This is a genomic window from Methylobacterium sp. Leaf361 (assembly GCF_001424445.1).
Taxonomy (GTDB): Bacteria; Pseudomonadota; Alphaproteobacteria; order Rhizobiales; family Beijerinckiaceae; genus Methylobacterium.
Genome location: NZ_LMPY01000026.1, coordinates 31,642 through 46,729 on the forward strand (window position 1 = coordinate 31,642; position 15,088 = coordinate 46,729).

Genomic DNA, 15,088 nt, shown 5'->3' on the forward strand with positions numbered 1-15,088 from the left:
ACTGATTGCGCCCGATGCGGTCCGCGGTCGGGACACCCGCCGCGGGCCGGGACTTGCATCGCGGCCACGAGGCTCAGTAAAGAGGGCGATGCCAGATTGCAACGCGGCCGCCGTGGCGCGCATCCCGCGCCCGCCCGTGTGCGCTAGCGCACGGCGTTTCTGGCGCGGCCACCTGAATCGTGGGATTCCGGTCGTATTGCCGACGCAATGCACGTGCTGTCCTCAACGATCGGGCGCGTCCGCCCACGGGCTCCGCAAGCGCGGTCCATGTGGCGCCGTTGCGTCAGGCACGGAATAAGATGTCATCGCCCCGCCGAAACGGGGTCATTTCAGATTAGTTCCAAGCTAGATGGCTGGAATTCGAGATTTTTTCGCGTTAAGCACCCCGATGTCCCGGGGCCGACGAAGTAAGGAGCCGCAATCTTGGGTATCCCCCTCCGGTACGTCGCGAAGATCGGCGGCTACATCCTGAAGCAGCACCTCACAGGCCGCAAGCGTTACCCGCTTGTGATGATGATGGAGCCGCTGTTCCGCTGTAACCTAGCCTGCGCCGGCTGCGGCAAGATCGACTACCCGGACGAGATCCTGAACAAGCGCCTCCCGGTCGCCGACGCGCTCGAATCGGTGCGCGAGTGCGGCGCCCCGGTGGTGGTGATCGCCGGCGGCGAGCCGCTTCTCCACAAGGACCTGCCGCAGATCGTCGAGGGCATCATCGCCCAGAAGAAGTTCGCGATCGTCTGCACGAACGCGCTGCTCCTCGAGAAGAAGATCAAGGAGTACAAGCCGAGCCCGTACTTCACGTGGTCGATCCATCTGGACGGCGACAAGGAGATGCACGACCAGTCGGTGTGCCAGCGCGGCGTCTACGACAAGGCTGTGGCGGCGATCGCGAAGGCCAAGGAGATGGGCTTCCGGGTCACCATCAACTGCACCTTCTTCAACAATTCCCAGCCGGAGAAGATCGCCGACTTCTTCGACAGCGTGACCCGGATGGGCATCGACGGCATCACCGTCTCCCCCGGCTACGCCTACGAGCGCGCCCCCGACCAGAAGCACTTCCTGAACCGCAAGGCGACGAAGGACCTGTTCCGCGGCGTTTTCCGGCACGGCAAGGAGAAGGGCCGCGAGAAGTGGACCTTCCAGCAGTCGGGCCTGTTCCTCGACTTCCTGGCCGGCAACCAGACCTACCACTGCACCCCGTGGGGCAACCCGACCCGCACCGTGTTCGGCTGGCAGAAGCCCTGCTACCTGCTCGGCGAGGGCTACGCGGCGACCTTCAAGGAGCTGATGGAGACCACCGACTGGGACGCCTACGGCACCGGCAACTACGAGAAGTGCGCCGACTGCATGGTCCACTCGGGCTACGAGGCCTCCTCGGTGGTCGATTCGGTCCGCAAGCCCTGGAAGCCGCTGGTGCACGCGATCCGCGGCATCAAGACCGAGGGCGAGATGGCCCCCGAGGTCAGCCTGGAGAACCAGCGCCCGGCCGAGTTCGTGTTCTCGCGTAACGTCGCGCAGAAGCTGTCCGAGATCAAAGCGGCCGGCGTCGACACGAAGCAGGAAGCCCGCAAGCGCACCGCCGCCTGATCGGCGCGCGCGACTGACGACACGAGACCCGCGGCCGCGAGGCCGCGGGTCTCTTCGTGTTCGGACCCCTCAGCGGCTCAGCCGAGCCGCGGCACGTGCGGCGCGCAGTCGCGCGGCAGGGTCCCGTCGAGCCGCGGATCGGGCGCGACCTCGACGTGGATCGCGAAAGGAACGAAGCCGGAGCGCCGGTAGAAGGCGAGCGCGCCGGGATGGTCCAGCGTGCAGGTATGCACCCAGAACCGCGCGATCGGGCGCGCCCAGGCCCGGCCGATCGCCGCGTTCATCAGCGTGCGGCCGATCCCGGTGCCGACCGCGTCCCCGGTCAGTCCGAGGAAGACCAGCTCGCAGGTGCCGGGCCGGCGGAAATCCAGTTCCAGCATGCCGACGTTCCGCCCCTCCCGCCGCAGCGCGAGGATCTCGACATCCCGGTCGGCCAGGATCGCCGCCAGCGCTTCGTCGGCCAGGGTGAGGCGCGAGAACCAGAGCCAGTCGGCGCCCACTGCCCGGAACAGGCTCCGGTAGCTCTCCGGGTCGGTGCGTTCCAGGGGCTCGAGGGCGAGCCCGGGCGGGAACGGCCGTCCGGGCCGCGGGGGCGGCGGGCGCAGCATCTCCAGGCTGGTGACGATCGTGGCGAGATGGCCGGGCGGCACCGCCGCGTAGCCCGGTGTGAGGGTCGGGATTCCCGTCTCCGGCAGCATCGATCCCCTCCGCGGTCGCCTCGGCCCGGTCAGGCGGAAAGCGGGCGCCGTCGCGCGACCAGCCACGGCAGCACGCAGGCCGCCGACACCGCGATCGCGGCGGCGTAGGCCGCGACCGGGTCGATGCGCCCGAGCAGCAGGTGCACGCAGACATAGAAGGCCAGCACGCCGAACGCGCCCTGGGCGCTGCCGCGCACCACCTCCAGGGCGGCGCCGACGCCGTCCTGCGCCCGGGCGAAGACGATGAGCGGCCAGGAGATGATCGGGATCGGCGCCAGGACGCCGCTCAGGCCGGAGCCGAGATGCGGCGCCAGCCCCGAGACCATCAGGACCAGGGTGGTGGCGGCCGCGAGCCGGGCCGGCATGTCCCAGCGCGGCGGGCGCGCCCGGCGGACTGGCGATTCGGTCCCCGCGGCCGGCCGGCACAGGGCGACCACCAGGACCATCGCCGGCAGGTCGATCGCCGTGGCGAGCCACAGGCCGGGCTGGATCACCCCGTGCAGCAGCGCGCCGCCGAGGACGAAGCCCGCGAGGGCGAGCAGCGCGGCCGCGAGGCCCCCCGTCCGCGGCGCGGCGACGGCGTAGACGAGGTAGCTGACGGTGACCGCGCCGAGCCCCTCCACCGAGCCGATCGCCGCGTCGGCGGCGAAGCGCTCGCCCTGCTCGGCGGCGAGGTAGATCGAGATCGGCGCCGAGGTCAGCGGGAGGCCCGAGAGCAGGCCGCCGACGAGGCTGCCCCACCGGCGCGCGGCCGCCGACACGGCCCACATCAGGGTCGGCGTGACGACGATCTTGGCGGCGATCAGGCTCATGGCGACAGGCGGGGCCCGGGGCCTCAGGCCGCCTGGGGCGGCCCGTCATCCTCCGGGTCGGCGGGCGAGTTGAGGATGTCCTCGAGCTCGTCGACCAGCCGGTCGACCTGGTCCTCGGTGGCGAGCACCTTCAGAACCTCTCCGGTCTCCGTCTCGACGGCCAGCTCGATATGCGGCCCGACCCGGGCCGTCAGGATCCGGGCCAGGATCTTGATTGCGCTCATGCGAGTGCCTCCTCCGCGGCGATGAGGCCGACCGCCACCGCCGGTCCACAGGTCGAGATGCCGTCGCGCGCGCCGCCGATCCGGTCCGCCAGCAGCGTCACGAGCGGTGTCGAGGGCCGGCCGAGACGCTCGGCGAGGCGGACGCCCACGAAGGCGCCGGCGCCGCACAGGACGAGGGGCGCGTCCGCGCCGAGATCGGGCCGGCTGAGGATCTCCGCCGCCGCGTCGTGCAGCAGGCGCAGCTGCGCCTCGGCGAAATGGGCGGCGAGCGCCGTCCAGGCCGTTCCGGGCGCCTCCGCCCGGTCCCGCCCGACGATCCGGGCGAGCCGGGTCTCGCTCTCGGCGACCGTCTTGCCCTTGCGGTCGCCGCTCGGCTGCTGGTCTGCCCCCTCGGGGAGCTGGCCGAGGATGCGGTAGACGTCCGCCATGTGGGCGAAGGTCTCGGTCATCAGCCGGGTCCGGCGGCCCGCGAAGGGGGCGTGGTCGGACAGGGCGATCACCGGCGTGCGCACCGCGCCGGTATAGACGAGCTCGCCGGTCTCCAGCCGCTCGGCGTCGCTGTAGCCGGTCGCGGCCGGCCGCCCGCCCACGACGGGAATCAGGTCGGCGGTGGTCGAGCCGATATCGACCAGCAGCGCGTCCGGGACGTGCCGGCCGGCGAGCGCCGCGGTGGCGTGCCAGTTGGCCGAGGCCACGTCCGCCGACAGGGACGCGGCCGCCTCGGGGGCGACGAGGCCGGAGCGGCCGGCGTAGATCCGCACGGTCCCGGCAAGGTGCGACCCGGCCCATCCGGCGAGCGCCGCGACGCCGTCGCGCCGGTCGGCGAAGCAGTCGGTCAGCTCGCCCGTCATGGTCACGGCGTGCAGGGCCGCGCCGCGGGCCCAGTCGGGGGCGGCCTCCAGCGCCCGGTCGAGGGCCGGCAGGCCCTGCCAGAGCGGGCACGGCACCTGGGCGGCGGCCGCGACCCGGCCGTCCTCGACCAGGGCGACCTTGACGTGGACCCCGCCGAGGTCCCACCCGATGGTCGTTGGGTTTGATGAGCGCATGGGACCGCGATGAGCGCCTCGATGGACCACAGGATCGGGCGCCCCGGCTTCGCGGTGATCCCGGTGCTCGATCTCCGGGGCGGCCGCGTGGTGCGGGCGCGCCGGGGCGAGCGCTCCTCCTATGCCCCGATCGAGACGCCCTTGGCAAAGGGCTCGGCGCCGGACGCGGTGGCCCGCGGGCTGGTCGACGCGTGGCCCGCCGCGATCCTCTACGTCGCCGATCTCGACGCGATCATCGACCGCGCCGCGCCCGATCTCCGCGCCCTGGAGGCGATCGCTTGCGCCTGCCCGGGGATCGCCCTGTGGGTCGATGCCGGCTTCGCCGAGCCGGAGGGCGTCGCGGCGTTCCTGGAGGCCGGGCTCGGGCGACCGGTGATCGGCAGCGAGAGCCAGGCGGATGCCGACCTCGTGACGCGGCTCGGCGACCGGGCGGTGTTCTCTCTCGACACGCGCGGCGCGGAGCGGCTCGGCCCGGCGGCCCTCCACGACGATCCGGCGCTCTGGCCGCCGGAGGTGATCGCCATGACGCTGGCGCAGGTCGGCGCCGGGGCCGGCCCGGACCTCGCGGCCCTGGGAGCCCTGCGGGCGCGGGCGCCGGATCGCCGCCTCTACGCGGCGGGCGGCGTGCGCGGGCCGGACGACCTGCGGGCGCTCCGGGCGGCCGGGATCGCCGGTGCGCTGGTCGCCTCGGCCCTCCACGACGGCACCCTGTCCCGGGCGACGGCGCCCGACCTCGCCTGACGCTTCCGGCCCGGGCCCGCGGCTGCTAAACCGCGCGACAGAGAGACCACCGACACGAGCCGTCAGACGATGGAAAAGTTCACCACCCTGGAGGGCGTCGCGGCGCCCCTGCGGACGATCAACGTCGATACCGACCGGATCATCCCGGCGAAGTACCTGAAGACGATCCGGCGGACCGGCCTCGGCAAGAGCCTGTTCGCCGAGATGCGCTACCGCGAGGACGGCTCCGAGAACCCGGACTTCATCCTCAACCAGCCGGCCTACCGGAACAGCAAGATCCTGGTGTGCGGCGACAATTTCGGCTGCGGCTCGTCCCGGGAGCACGCGCCCTGGGCGCTGGCCGATTTCGGCATCCGCTGCGTGATCTCCACGAGCTTCGCCGACATCTTCTTCAACAACTGCGCGAAGAACGGCATCCTGGCGATCGTCGTGTCGCCAGAGGATCTGGAGAAGCTCTTCGAGGACGCCGAGCGCGGCGCGAACGCCACCCTGACGGTCGACCTGGCGGCGCAGACGATCCGGGGACCGGACGGCGGCACCCTGCATTTCGACGTCGACGAGGGCCGCAAGCACAACCTGCTGAACGGCCTGGACGAGATCGGGCTGACGCTGGAGCGCGTCTCCTCCATCGACGCCTACGAGCAGAAGCTCGCCCAGCGCGAGTGGGCCTGAGCGACCGGACCCGCGTCCCGACGGCGGTCGCGTCGCGCTGAGGCGACCGCCGGTCCGAGGCCAGGGCCTGCCTCACCCGAGCCGCATGGACAGCTCCACGTCCTCGGCGAACGGCACCGACAGGTAGCCGCGGCCCGGCGCGCGCACCCGCTGCAGGTAGTCCGGGCTGTGGTCCGCGTTGTCGGCGACCACCAGGGCCCCCGGTCCGAGGCGACTCTCCACGAGGCTCAGAACCTCCGGATAGAGCCCCTTCGCCCCGTCGAGGAGCAGCAGGTCGACCGAGTCGGGCAGGTCGAGGCCGAGGGTCTGGAGGGCGTCGCCCTCGCGGAACTCGACGAGGTCCGCCAGCCCGGCCGCCATCAGGTTCGCCCGCGCCCGCACCACCTTGGACGGCTCGAACTCGCAGGTGATCAGCCGGCCGCCGCCGTTGTCGCGCAGGGCCGCGGCGAGGTGCAGGGTCGAGAGACCGAAGGACGTGCCGAACTCGACGATCGTCCGCGCCCGGCGGGTTCGCGCGAGCATGTAGAGCAGACGGCCGGTCTCCCGCGAGACCGCGAGGGGCATATCCTTGAGCCGGCTGTAGAAGTCCCGGTAGCCGCTGCGGCTGCCCATGAGGCGCGCCCGCTCGTCCGCCGAGAGATCGCCGATGGCGCTCAAGGGTGAGGAGGCCTCCGCCTGCGCGAAGAGACTGTCCAACAGCGACGCGATACGCGGTTCGGCGAGTATGGATGCTGAGAGTGACATGGCGCGTTGCTTTCCGTCTTGCGCGTTCAACTGAACACGACGCAGAGTACCGGCGCCCCCTGCCCGCGCCTATTCGCGTTCCGAGCCCCGCCCCATGCCCGACCGGCCAAGTCTCGGAATCTCCAGGCGAAAGCAGCCCCGGCAGGCGCGCTCCAGCGACCTCGTCGCGGCCGTTCTGGAGGCCGCCGCTCAGGTTCTGGCGGAGGTCGGCGCGGCGCGCTTCACGACGGCGCGGGTCGCCGAGCGCGCCGGCGTCAGCATCGGCTCGCTCTACCAGTACTTCCCCAACAAGGCGGCGATCCTGTTCCAGCTCCAGAGCGACGAGTGGCGGGACACGAGCGCCCTCCTCGCCGGCCTTCTGACGGATCCCGCTTGCGCGCCCGGCGAGCGCCTGCGCGCCGCCGTCCACGCCTTCGTGCGCTCGGAATGCGCGGAGGCCGCGATGCGCCGGGCCCTCGACGCGGCCGCCCCGGCCTATCGCGACGCGCCCGAGGCCGCGGAGCCGCAGCTGGCCGGCTCGCAGGCCTTCCGCGACTTCCTGCGCGCGGCACTTCCCGCGGCGCCCGAGACGGACCTGGCGGTCGCGGGCGAGATCATCGCGATGACGCTCGGCGAGGTCGGCGAGCGCATCTCGGAGATGGTCCGGACCGAGGCGGCCATGGCGACCTTCGCGGACGCCCTGGCCGACATGCTCTGCGCCTATCTGGACCGCCTGGGCAGCCGAGACCGGGCCGGCACGCCGTCCTGAAGACGAGCCCCGGGCCCTGCGAACCGGACATGGCCCTATCCCGGTCGGCTCAGCCGGACTCGCCGGTGAACGCCTCGAAGGCGCGGGCGGTGTAGACCAGGGCGGCGCCGGCGTTCAGTGCCACCGCCACGCCCAGCGCCTCCACGACCTCCTCCTTGCTCGCGCCGGCCTTGCGGGCGGCGTCGGAATGCACCGCGATGCAGCCGTCGCACCGGGTCGTGACCGCGACCGCGAGGGCGATCAGCTCGCGGGTCTTCGCGTCCAGCTTGCGCTCGGTCGGGGCCGCCGCGGCGAGCTGGTCGTGGGCCTTGAGGAGGTCCGGGCTCACCGCACCGATGCGCCCGAGCGTGCTGACGAGCTCGGCGCCGTACTGATTCCAGTCCTTCATCACGCGTCCCGTCTCCCTGTTCGTTGACCCGACCGGCGATGCGCCAGTACGGGGCCAACCTACCGATTGGTAGGCCGCGGGGTCAAGACGAGGCGGGTTTCCTCACCGTTCATTAACCCACATGTCGCCTGAATCCGCGCCCAGACTCCGTTCCGCATCGTGAGGATCGTCAGCATGCCGAAGCACCCGACGGGACCGAGGACGGCGCGCGCGCTCGGGCTGCTCGCCGGCATCGCGGTCCTGCCCCTGGCGAGCCTGCCGGCGCGGGCCGATTTCGACAGCTGCCTCGCCGGCATCCAGTCGCAGGCGGCAGCGGCGGGCGTCTCGGCGCAGACCTTCCGGGCCGCCACGAGCGGCATCGGCTACGACGACAAGGTGATCGAGCTGTCCCAGGCGCAGCCCGAGTTCAAGACGCCGATCTGGGACTACATGGCGGCGCTCGTCGACGACGAGCGGGTCGAGGACGGGCGCGCGGCCATGCGCCAGAACGCGGCGGCGCTCGCCCAGGCCGAGTCGCGCTACGGGGTCGACCGCTACACGATCGCGGCGGTCTGGGGCGTCGAGTCGAATTTCGGCAAGAACCTCGGAAAGATGCCGCTGGTGCAGTCGCTGGCGACGCTCGCCTGCTCGAACAACCGCCGTCGGGACTTCTTCCGCGGCGAGCTGATCGCCACCCTGCGGATCATCGAGCGCGGCGACATCGCGCCGGAGCGGCTGACCGGCTCCTGGGCGGGCGCCTTCGGCCAGACACAGTTCATGCCGACGACCTATCAGCGACTCGCCGTGGATGGCGACGGCGACGGCCGGCGCGACGTGGTCGACTCCGTGGCCGACGCCGTCGCCTCCACCGCCAACTTCCTGCGCGTCGCCAAGTGGCAGAACGGTCAGGTCTGGGGCTACGAGGTGAAGCTGCCCCGCGGCTTCAACGTCGGCGCCGCCGGGCGCAAGAACAAGAAGCCGGTCGCCCACTGGGCGTCGCTCGGCGTCACCCGCGCGGACGGGCGCCCGCTCTCGGGCGAGGGCCCGGCCGGGATCCTGGCGCCCGCCGGCATCGACGGACCGGCCTTCCTGGTGACCCGGAACTTCGACGCGATCTACTCGTACAACGCCGCCGAATCCTACGGCCTCGCCATCGCGGTCCTGTCCGACCGGCTGCGCGGCCGGCCCGGCGTCCAGGCCGCCTGGCCGACCGACGACCCGCCCCTGTCGCGGGCCGAGCGCCGCGACCTCCAGACCCGACTGGCCGCCCGCGGCTACGACGTCGGCGAGCCGGACGGTAAGGTCGGCCAGAAGACGCGCGACGCCATCAAGGACGTCGAGCGCCGGCTCGGCATGACGCCCACGGGCCGCGCCGGCGGCAAGGTTCTGGAGGCCCTGCGCGGCGGATGAGCCGGCGGCTGATCACGTCGGGGTCCCCGTTCGAGCGGGATTACGGCTACTCCCGGGCGGTGGTCGACGGCGACACCGTCTACCTGTCCGGGACGACCGGCTACGACTACGCCACGATGACGATGCCCGACGGCGCCGCCGCGCAGGCCGAGGCCTGCTGGCGCACGATCCGTTCGGTCCTCGCCGAGGCCGGGACCGGCCTCGCCGGCATCCTGCGCGCCACCTACTACGTCACCGACCGGGACGATGCCGAGGCCGTGCTGGCCGTCTGCGGGCGGGTGCTGGCGGACGTCCGGCCCGCCGCCACGATCGTGGTCGTGGCGGGCCTCCTGCGCCCCGAGATGCGCGTCGAGATCGAGGTGACCGCGCGGATCGGCTAGACGCCTGTCCCGCTCCCGATCGCGCCGTCTCCGCGCCGTTCCGTCGGGCCGCGGCGCCACTCCGATCCGCCGATGACGTCATCCCCATCGTGCCCGAGATCTGCGTGCAAGGGAGCGACTCGATCCCGGTTATTCGGGCGGGTCGGGCGTAGCCCCGCGCCGCGGGCACGATCTCAGGTTCTGCTCGCCGACTGACGGCCCGCTCCTGCCGCCGGCGCAGACCGCGTCGCGGGTGACCGCTTCCTCGCCCGCCCTGCGCGCCTGAACCGCGTGTCTTTCAGATCTCGATCCAGATCTGCGAGATTACGTTGACATGCGGGCTCAGATTTATCAGGCCACACCGCAGCATCGACGAGTTTGTCGATCTCGCGGAACGTATTATGATAAAGATATTTTTGAGTAAAAATCTATCGCGTAGGATGATGACGCAGATTGCCTTGATAGGTCTACTTATATCGGTCATCGGTGTCATCGGACTGCGCATGTATTACCAGGAAATGCTGTCGGGGCGGCTGCAGTCCCTGCGCACGGTCACGGAGTTGTTCACCACCTATGCGCAAAGTCTCGAGAGCCGGGTCAGGAGCGGCGCCCTGTCCCGTGCGGCGGCCCTGGCGGAGCTGGCCGAGACCGCCATGGCCATGCGATTCGATAACGGCACCAACTACGTCGCCATCTACACGATGGACGGCACGGTCCTGGCGGTCCCCGACCGCCGTCTCGTCGGCAGCAACCAGCTGGAGACCCGGCTCAACGGCGTTCGCGAGGCCGGAACGCTGATCGAACGGCTGAAGACCTCCGACACGGCGACGCTGAGCTATCTCTACCCCCGGCCGGGGCACGAAGGCCTGTCTCCGAAGACGACGCTCGCCGTCAGGTTCGAGCCCTGGGACATCATGATCGCGGCGGGGACCTACACCGACGACATCAGGGCCGCCTTCCAGGCGCTCGCCCTCGCGGCGATCGGCCTTCTGCTCGGGGTCGGCGCGCTCGGCGTGATCGGCTCCGTCCTGATCGGGCGCGGCATCACGCGCCCGCTCGACCGCCTCGGTCGCCGGATGCAGGCGCTCGCCCGGGGCGACGGCGCGGAGCCGATACCGGGACTCGAGCGGACGGACGAGATCGGTCAGATGGCCCGGACCGTCGAAGTGTTCCGGCAGGCGCTGGTCGCCAAGGCCGAGACGGACCGGGCGGTCGCGCGCGAAGCTGAGGCCAAGGTCCGGCATGCGCAGACCCTCGACGCGCTCACCCGGGCGTTCGAGGCCCGGGCCGGGGCGCTGATGACGGGCGTCTCCGCGGCCGCCACGGAGATGCAGGCGACCGCCGAGGCGATGGCGCGGACGGCGTCGCGCACGAGTGCCCGAGCGACGCGCGTCGCCGGGGCCGCGCAGGAGACCGCCGGGAGCGTGCAGAGCGTCGCCGCGGCCACCGAGGAGATGGCGATCACCATCCAGGAGATCTCCGGACGGATGGCGCAATCCTCGGCCAAGACCGCGCGGGTGGCCACCGAGGCGCGGCGCACGGACGCCCTCGTGGGCGATCTCGCCGACGGGGCCGAGCGGATCGGGGCCGTCGCCAGCATGATCGCGGGCATCGCCCGTCAGACCAACCTCCTCGCCCTCAACGCCACGATCGAGGCGGCGCGGGCCGGCGAGGCGGGCCGGGGCTTCGCCATCGTGGCGGGGGAGGTCAAGGCGCTGGCCGAGCAGACCGCGGCCGCGACCGAGGAGATCGCTGCGCGGATCGGCGCGGTCCAGGCCTCGACCCGGCAGGCCGTCGAGGCGATCCACGGGATCGGCCGCAGTGTGGGCGAGGTCAGCACGCTCGCCGCGTCCGTCGCGGCCGCGATCGAGCAGCAGGGCGCGACCACCGAGGAGATCGTGCGCAGCGTCGCGCGCGCGGCGGCCGGCACGGAGGCCGTCACCGGCAACATCGCCGAGGTCTCGCAGGGCGCCGAGGCGACGGGCGAGGCGGCCGAGCAGGTCCTCGGCGCCGCGATCGACCTGTCGCGCAGGTCCGATCAGCTCTCCGCCGAGATCCACCGGCTCCTCGACGGGATCCGGGCTGCCTGAGGAGCGCTATCGGCCGACTGGACGGACCTGTCGGCCACGAAAAAACCGGCCCGGCTGAGCCGGACCGGTCTGAAACGGGGCGATCGCTCCGGCCTGCGGAGCGAATCGGACAGCTTACTCGGCGGCAGCCGGCGCCGGGGCCGGGGTGTCCTTGGCCTTGTAGCGGTCGGTGCGCTCGACGATGCGGGCCGACTTACCGCGCCGGTCGCGCAGGTAGTACAGCTTGGCGCGGCGCACCTTGCCGCGGCGGGCCACCTTGATCGAGTCGATCATCGGCGAATGGACCGGGAAGACGCGCTCCACGCCCTCGCCGTAGGAGATCTTGCGGACCGTGAAGCTCTCGTTGAGGCCGCCGCCCGAGCGGGCGATGCAGACGCCCTCGTAGGCCTGGACGCGGGTGCGCTCGCCTTCCTTCACGCGGACGTTGACGATGAGCGTATCGCCCGGCTCGAAATCCGGGATGGTCTTGGCGAGGCGCGCGACTTCCTCGCGCTCCAGCTGCTCGATGATGTTCATGGCATAGCTCCGGCCGTCGCGCCGTTCCGCCCCTCATGGGCGATCGGCGCCAGGATTTCGGCGATCCTGTTGTGAGTTGGGCGGCTCTCTACAGGATCGGCGCCGGCTTGTCGATTGGGTTGCCGCCGCGATCCGTCCGCGCTGCTGCCGGCGCGGCGGATCGTCGGTCGACTTGGGATCAGGGCCCGATGCGCGCCGCCCGTGAAGCGCTCCGGCCTCGCGTCAGCGGCGCTCCCCGGATGCGGATCGTACTTCGGGCAGCACGCAGGCAGAGAGGAAGGCGGCGAGATCGTCCGTGATGTGGTCGATATGCGGCTCGCGCACCGCCTCCTGCTCGAAGGCCTCGCGGTAGGGATCGGTGACCTTCGGCACCACCAGCACGGTCGCCATGCCGAGGTCGTGCGGCACCGCGAGGTTGCGGGCGATGTCCTCGAACAGGGCGGCGCGGGTCGGTTCGACGGCGTGCTTCTCCAGGAACCGCTCGTAGGTCGTGCGCTCCGGCTTCGGCACGAAGTCGGCGGCGGCGATGTCGAACACGTCCTCGAAATGGTCGAGGATGCCGAGCTTGGCGGCGACGTTCTCGGCGTGCCGGCGCGACCCGTTGGTCAGGATCAGCTTGCGCCCGGGCAGCCGCTCGATCGCGTCGCCGAGGCTCTTGTCGAGCTTGATCGACGAATGGTCGATGTCGTGCGCGAAATCGAGGAAGTCGTGGGGATCGACCCGCGACTCGACCATCAGCGCCGACAGCGTCGTGCCGTAGCGGTGGTAGAAGTACTTCTGCAGGGCTCGGGCCGAGATCCCGTCGAGCCCGTAGAGCTGCATCACGTACAGGGTGATGCGCTCGTCGACCTTCGGCCAGACCGCCGCGTCGCTCGGGTAGAGCGTGTTGTCGAGGTCGAACACCCAGGTGTCGACATCGGCGAAGCCGCGCGGCGCGGGCGTGGTGAACTGAGCCTTGTCGGGGTGGTGCACCGGAACCCCTCAGGTTGCTGTTGCCCCGGAATCTGGACTGGAACGGTCAAGCTCGCAAGTTCGGTGCTTGCCGGTACCTTGCCCGGGCCTTGCTGGGCCGGCCCCTCCAGGGCGGGCGGGGTACGACAATGCGCTGGGCGCGCGGAGGTTGCGCCCGCGCGCCGCGCCGGGATCCGGCACGGTGCGCGGGCGGTCCGGATCTCAGCCGCGACGGATCAGGGTGCCGGCACCGTAATCGGTGAACAGCTCGAGCAGCACGGCGTGGTTGACCTTGCCGTCGAGGATGACGACCGCCTCGACGCCGCGCTCGATCGCGTACATGCAGGTCTCGATCTTCGGGATCATCCCGCCCGTGATGGTGCCGTCGGCGATCAGGCGCCGGCAATCCTCCACGGTGAGTTCCGGGATCAGCTTCTTGTCCTTGTCGAGGACGCCCGGCACGTCGGTGAGCAGCAGCAGGCGCTTGGCGCGGAGCGCCCCGGCGATCGCCCCCGCGAAGGTGTCGGCGTTCACGTTGTAGGTCTGCCCGTCCGCCCCGTAGGCGACCGGCGCCAGGACCGGGATCAGCTCGGCCTTGAGCACCGCGTCGAGGACGCCGCGCTCGACGTGGTCCGGCTCGCCGACGAGGCCCAGATCGACGGTCTGCTCCACGCGGCTCTCGGGATCGACGACGGTCTTCATCGCCCGCTTGGCCCGGACCATGTTGCCGTCCTTGCCGCACAGGCCGACCGCCCGGCCGCCCTCGGCCGAGATCCAGCCGACGATCTGCTTGTTGATCAGGCCGGCCAGGACCATCTCGACCACCTCGACGGTGGCCTCGTCGGTGACGCGCAGGCCGCCGCGGAACTCGGACTGGATGCCGAGCCGGTCGAGCATCTTGCCGATCTGCGGTCCGCCGCCGTGCACGACGATCGGCTTCAGGCCGGACTGCTCCAGCAGGACGATGTCCTCGGCGAAGTCCTCGGCCGCGGCCCGGTCGCCCATGGCGTGGCCGCCGTACTTGATGACGACGATCTCCTGGTCGTAGCGCTGCATGTGGGGCAGCGCCTGGGCCAGGACCTCGGCACGCACGTGCACGTTGGGCAATTCGGTCATCGCGGTCCTTCGCCGATCCTTGGGTCGGGTCCTCGGGGGCGGATCCGGGCCTCCCCGTCGGGCGGGGGCGCTTCTACAGGAAGCCGCCCGCGCTGCGAAGCCGCCCCGCGCGCCGTCGCGGAGGCGCGCCGCGCGGACCGGCGGCCGATGCGGGGCGCTCCGGGACCCGCTGTCAAACTACAGTCATGCTTCGCGGGTGTTGCATTCCCGTGACAGACTGGAGCAGATCCAGGCTGGCCCGGGTTGCATCCTCACGCGGCCCGGATCATGTTGCATCGCAGCAAGCCGAGGGCGAGCTGCCGGGAGGGCCCGATGCGGATTGCGATGATTGGGGCCGGATATGTCGGCCTGGTCTCCGGCGCCTGCCTGGCCGATTTCGGCCACACGGTCGTGTGCATCGACCGGGATCCCGACAAGATCGCCAGCCTTAACGCCGGCCGCATGCCGATCTACGAGCCGGGCCTCGACGTCCTGGTCGCCGAGAACGTCCGCCAGGGCCGGCTCGCCTTCCGCGCGACCATGCGGGACGCCGTGGCCGAGGCGGACGCGGTCTTCATCGCGGTGGGCACGCCCTCCCGCCGCGGCGACGGCTTCGCCGACCTGAGCTACGTGTTCGATGCCGCCCGGGAGATCGCCGGGTCCCTGTCCGGCTTCACCGTGGTTGTGACCAAGTCGACCGTTCCGGTGGGCACGGGCGACGAGGTCGAGCGCATCATCCGCGAGACCAACCCCGAGGCGCAGTTCGCGGTCGCCTCGAATCCCGAGTTCCTGCGCGAGGGCGCGGCCATCGCCGACTTCAAGCGCCCCGACCGCATCGTCGTCGGCGCCGAGGAGGCCCGGGCCGAGGCTGTGATGCGCGAGGTCTACCGGCCGCTCTACCTCAACCAGGCGCCGATCATGGTCACCTCGCGCCGGACGGCCGAGCTGACCAAGTACGCGGCGAACGCGTTCCTCGCGGCGAAGATCACGTTCATCAACGAGGTGGCGGACCTGTGCGAGGCGGTGGG

The 15,088-nt window shown here is 71.4% G+C and carries 17 protein-coding genes; 8 read left to right on the forward strand and 9 right to left on the reverse strand.

All coding sequences use genetic code 11. The features are described from left to right. The first annotated feature begins 423 nt into the window (after positions 1–423). A complete protein-coding gene (hpnH, locus tag ASG32_RS19435; RefSeq protein ID WP_020095300.1) occupies positions 424–1,587 on the forward strand; it encodes an adenosyl-hopene transferase HpnH in 1,164 nt (387 codons plus the stop codon). 77 nt (positions 1,588–1,664) lie between these two features. On the opposite strand, the gene ASG32_RS19440 is transcribed toward hpnH, so the two are convergent. From ASG32_RS19440 to ASG32_RS19455, 4 genes are read right to left on the reverse strand one after another with little or no spacing between them, the layout of a single operon-like run. After that, positions 1,665–2,285, reverse strand: a complete 621-nt coding sequence (locus tag ASG32_RS19440; RefSeq protein ID WP_056529606.1) for a GNAT family N-acetyltransferase — start codon at positions 2,283–2,285, stop codon at positions 1,665–1,667. Between the two features lie 29 nt (positions 2,286–2,314). Beyond that, positions 2,315–3,097, reverse strand: coding sequence for a hypothetical protein (locus ASG32_RS19445; RefSeq protein ID WP_056529609.1), 783 nt, complete (start codon positions 3,095–3,097; stop codon positions 2,315–2,317). A 23-nt stretch (positions 3,098–3,120) separates the two neighbouring features. After that, positions 3,121–3,321 (reverse strand): hypothetical protein, encoded by a 201-nt coding sequence (locus tag ASG32_RS19450; protein WP_012317969.1) that lies wholly within the window; start codon positions 3,319–3,321, stop codon positions 3,121–3,123. Continuing rightward, positions 3,318–4,367 carry a hydantoinase/oxoprolinase family protein gene (locus ASG32_RS19455; RefSeq protein ID WP_056529620.1) on the reverse strand — a complete coding sequence of 350 codons (1,050 nt, stop codon included), beginning with the start codon at positions 4,365–4,367 and terminating at the stop codon, positions 3,318–3,320. The genes ASG32_RS19450 and ASG32_RS19455 overlap by 4 nt, the downstream gene beginning before the upstream one ends. A 9-nt stretch (positions 4,368–4,376) precedes the next feature. On the opposite strand from ASG32_RS19455, the gene ASG32_RS19460 reads away from it, so the two are divergent. Next, positions 4,377–5,108, forward strand: coding sequence for a HisA/HisF-related TIM barrel protein (locus ASG32_RS19460; protein WP_082557962.1), 732 nt, complete (start codon positions 4,377–4,379; stop codon positions 5,106–5,108). A gap of 69 nt (positions 5,109–5,177) precedes the next feature. Then, the gene (gene leuD, locus ASG32_RS19465; RefSeq protein WP_020095295.1) at positions 5,178–5,780 is read left to right on the forward strand and encodes a 3-isopropylmalate dehydratase small subunit; all 603 of its coding nucleotides are present in this window, start codon (positions 5,178–5,180) and stop codon (positions 5,778–5,780) included. A gap of 72 nt (positions 5,781–5,852) precedes the next feature. On the opposite strand, the gene ASG32_RS19470 is transcribed toward leuD, so the two are convergent. Beyond that, a complete protein-coding gene (locus ASG32_RS19470; protein ID WP_056529623.1) occupies positions 5,853–6,524 on the reverse strand; it encodes an O-methyltransferase in 672 nt (223 codons plus the stop codon). A gap of 94 nt (positions 6,525–6,618) precedes the next feature. On the opposite strand from ASG32_RS19470, the gene ASG32_RS19475 reads away from it, so the two are divergent. Further along, complete coding sequence (locus ASG32_RS19475; protein ID WP_056529626.1) at positions 6,619–7,272, forward strand: TetR family transcriptional regulator; 654 nt, start codon at positions 6,619–6,621, stop codon at positions 7,270–7,272. A 49-nt stretch (positions 7,273–7,321) separates the two neighbouring features. On the opposite strand, the gene ASG32_RS19480 is transcribed toward ASG32_RS19475, so the two are convergent. Then, positions 7,322–7,663, reverse strand: a complete 342-nt coding sequence (locus ASG32_RS19480; protein WP_020095292.1) for a carboxymuconolactone decarboxylase family protein — start codon at positions 7,661–7,663, stop codon at positions 7,322–7,324. A gap of 171 nt (positions 7,664–7,834) precedes the next feature. Between ASG32_RS19480 and ASG32_RS19485 the strand changes: the two genes are divergently transcribed. The 3 genes from ASG32_RS19485 (at position 7,835) to ASG32_RS19495 (ending at position 11,498) form a co-directional block, all read left to right on the forward strand. Continuing rightward, entirely contained in the window at positions 7,835–9,049 is a 1,215-nt protein-coding gene (locus tag ASG32_RS19485; protein ID WP_020095291.1) for a lytic murein transglycosylase, read from the forward strand. Next, on the forward strand, positions 9,046–9,429 hold the full coding sequence (locus tag ASG32_RS19490) for a RidA family protein (protein WP_056529629.1): 384 nt from the start codon (positions 9,046–9,048) through the stop codon (positions 9,427–9,429). Before ASG32_RS19485 ends, ASG32_RS19490 begins: the two co-directional genes overlap by 4 nt. A gap of 482 nt (positions 9,430–9,911) precedes the next feature. Beyond that, positions 9,912–11,498, forward strand: coding sequence for a methyl-accepting chemotaxis protein (locus tag ASG32_RS19495; protein WP_082557963.1), 1,587 nt, complete (start codon positions 9,912–9,914; stop codon positions 11,496–11,498). Between the two features lie 114 nt (positions 11,499–11,612). Here the strand turns inward: ASG32_RS19495 and rplS are convergent, their stop codons facing one another. From rplS to argB, 3 genes are all read right to left on the reverse strand, one after another. Beyond that, positions 11,613–12,014 carry a 50S ribosomal protein L19 gene (rplS, locus tag ASG32_RS19500; RefSeq protein ID WP_020095288.1) on the reverse strand — a complete coding sequence of 134 codons (402 nt, stop codon included), beginning with the start codon at positions 12,012–12,014 and terminating at the stop codon, positions 11,613–11,615. 222 nt (positions 12,015–12,236) lie between these two features. Then, positions 12,237–12,986, reverse strand: a complete 750-nt coding sequence (locus ASG32_RS19505) for a pyrimidine 5'-nucleotidase (protein WP_056529635.1) — start codon at positions 12,984–12,986, stop codon at positions 12,237–12,239. 201 nt (positions 12,987–13,187) lie between these two features. Next, positions 13,188–14,081, reverse strand: coding sequence for an acetylglutamate kinase (gene argB, locus ASG32_RS19510; RefSeq protein WP_020095286.1), 894 nt, complete (start codon positions 14,079–14,081; stop codon positions 13,188–13,190). A 312-nt stretch (positions 14,082–14,393) separates the two neighbouring features. Between argB and ASG32_RS35190 the strand changes: the two genes are divergently transcribed. Beyond that, the coding region (locus ASG32_RS35190) for a nucleotide sugar dehydrogenase (protein WP_244492061.1) at positions 14,394–15,088 on the forward strand (695 nt) is incomplete at its 3' end.

Coding starts and splice junctions, on each gene's coding strand:
- ASG32_RS19440 (WP_056529606.1), bottom strand. CDS start 2,285: ATGCTGCCGGAGACGGGAATCCCGACCCTCACACCGGGCTACGCGGCG.
- ASG32_RS19445 (WP_056529609.1), bottom strand. CDS start 3,097: ATGAGCCTGATCGCCGCCAAGATCGTCGTCACGCCGACCCTGATGTGG.
- ASG32_RS19450 (WP_012317969.1), bottom strand. CDS start 3,321: ATGAGCGCAATCAAGATCCTGGCCCGGATCCTGACGGCCCGGGTCGGG.
- ASG32_RS19455 (WP_056529620.1), bottom strand. CDS start 4,367: ATGCGCTCATCAAACCCAACGACCATCGGGTGGGACCTCGGCGGGGTC.
- ASG32_RS19460 (WP_082557962.1), top strand. CDS start 4,377: ATGAGCGCCTCGATGGACCACAGGATCGGGCGCCCCGGCTTCGCGGTG.
- leuD (WP_020095295.1), top strand. CDS start 5,178: ATGGAAAAGTTCACCACCCTGGAGGGCGTCGCGGCGCCCCTGCGGACG.
- ASG32_RS19470 (WP_056529623.1), bottom strand. CDS start 6,524: ATGTCACTCTCAGCATCCATACTCGCCGAACCGCGTATCGCGTCGCTG.
- ASG32_RS19475 (WP_056529626.1), top strand. CDS start 6,619: ATGCCCGACCGGCCAAGTCTCGGAATCTCCAGGCGAAAGCAGCCCCGG.
- ASG32_RS19485 (WP_020095291.1), top strand. CDS start 7,835: ATGCCGAAGCACCCGACGGGACCGAGGACGGCGCGCGCGCTCGGGCTG.
- ASG32_RS19490 (WP_056529629.1), top strand. CDS start 9,046: ATGAGCCGGCGGCTGATCACGTCGGGGTCCCCGTTCGAGCGGGATTAC.
- ASG32_RS19495 (WP_082557963.1), top strand. CDS start 9,912: ATGTATTACCAGGAAATGCTGTCGGGGCGGCTGCAGTCCCTGCGCACG.
- rplS (WP_020095288.1), bottom strand. CDS start 12,014: ATGAACATCATCGAGCAGCTGGAGCGCGAGGAAGTCGCGCGCCTCGCC.
- argB (WP_020095286.1), bottom strand. CDS start 14,081: ATGACCGAATTGCCCAACGTGCACGTGCGTGCCGAGGTCCTGGCCCAG.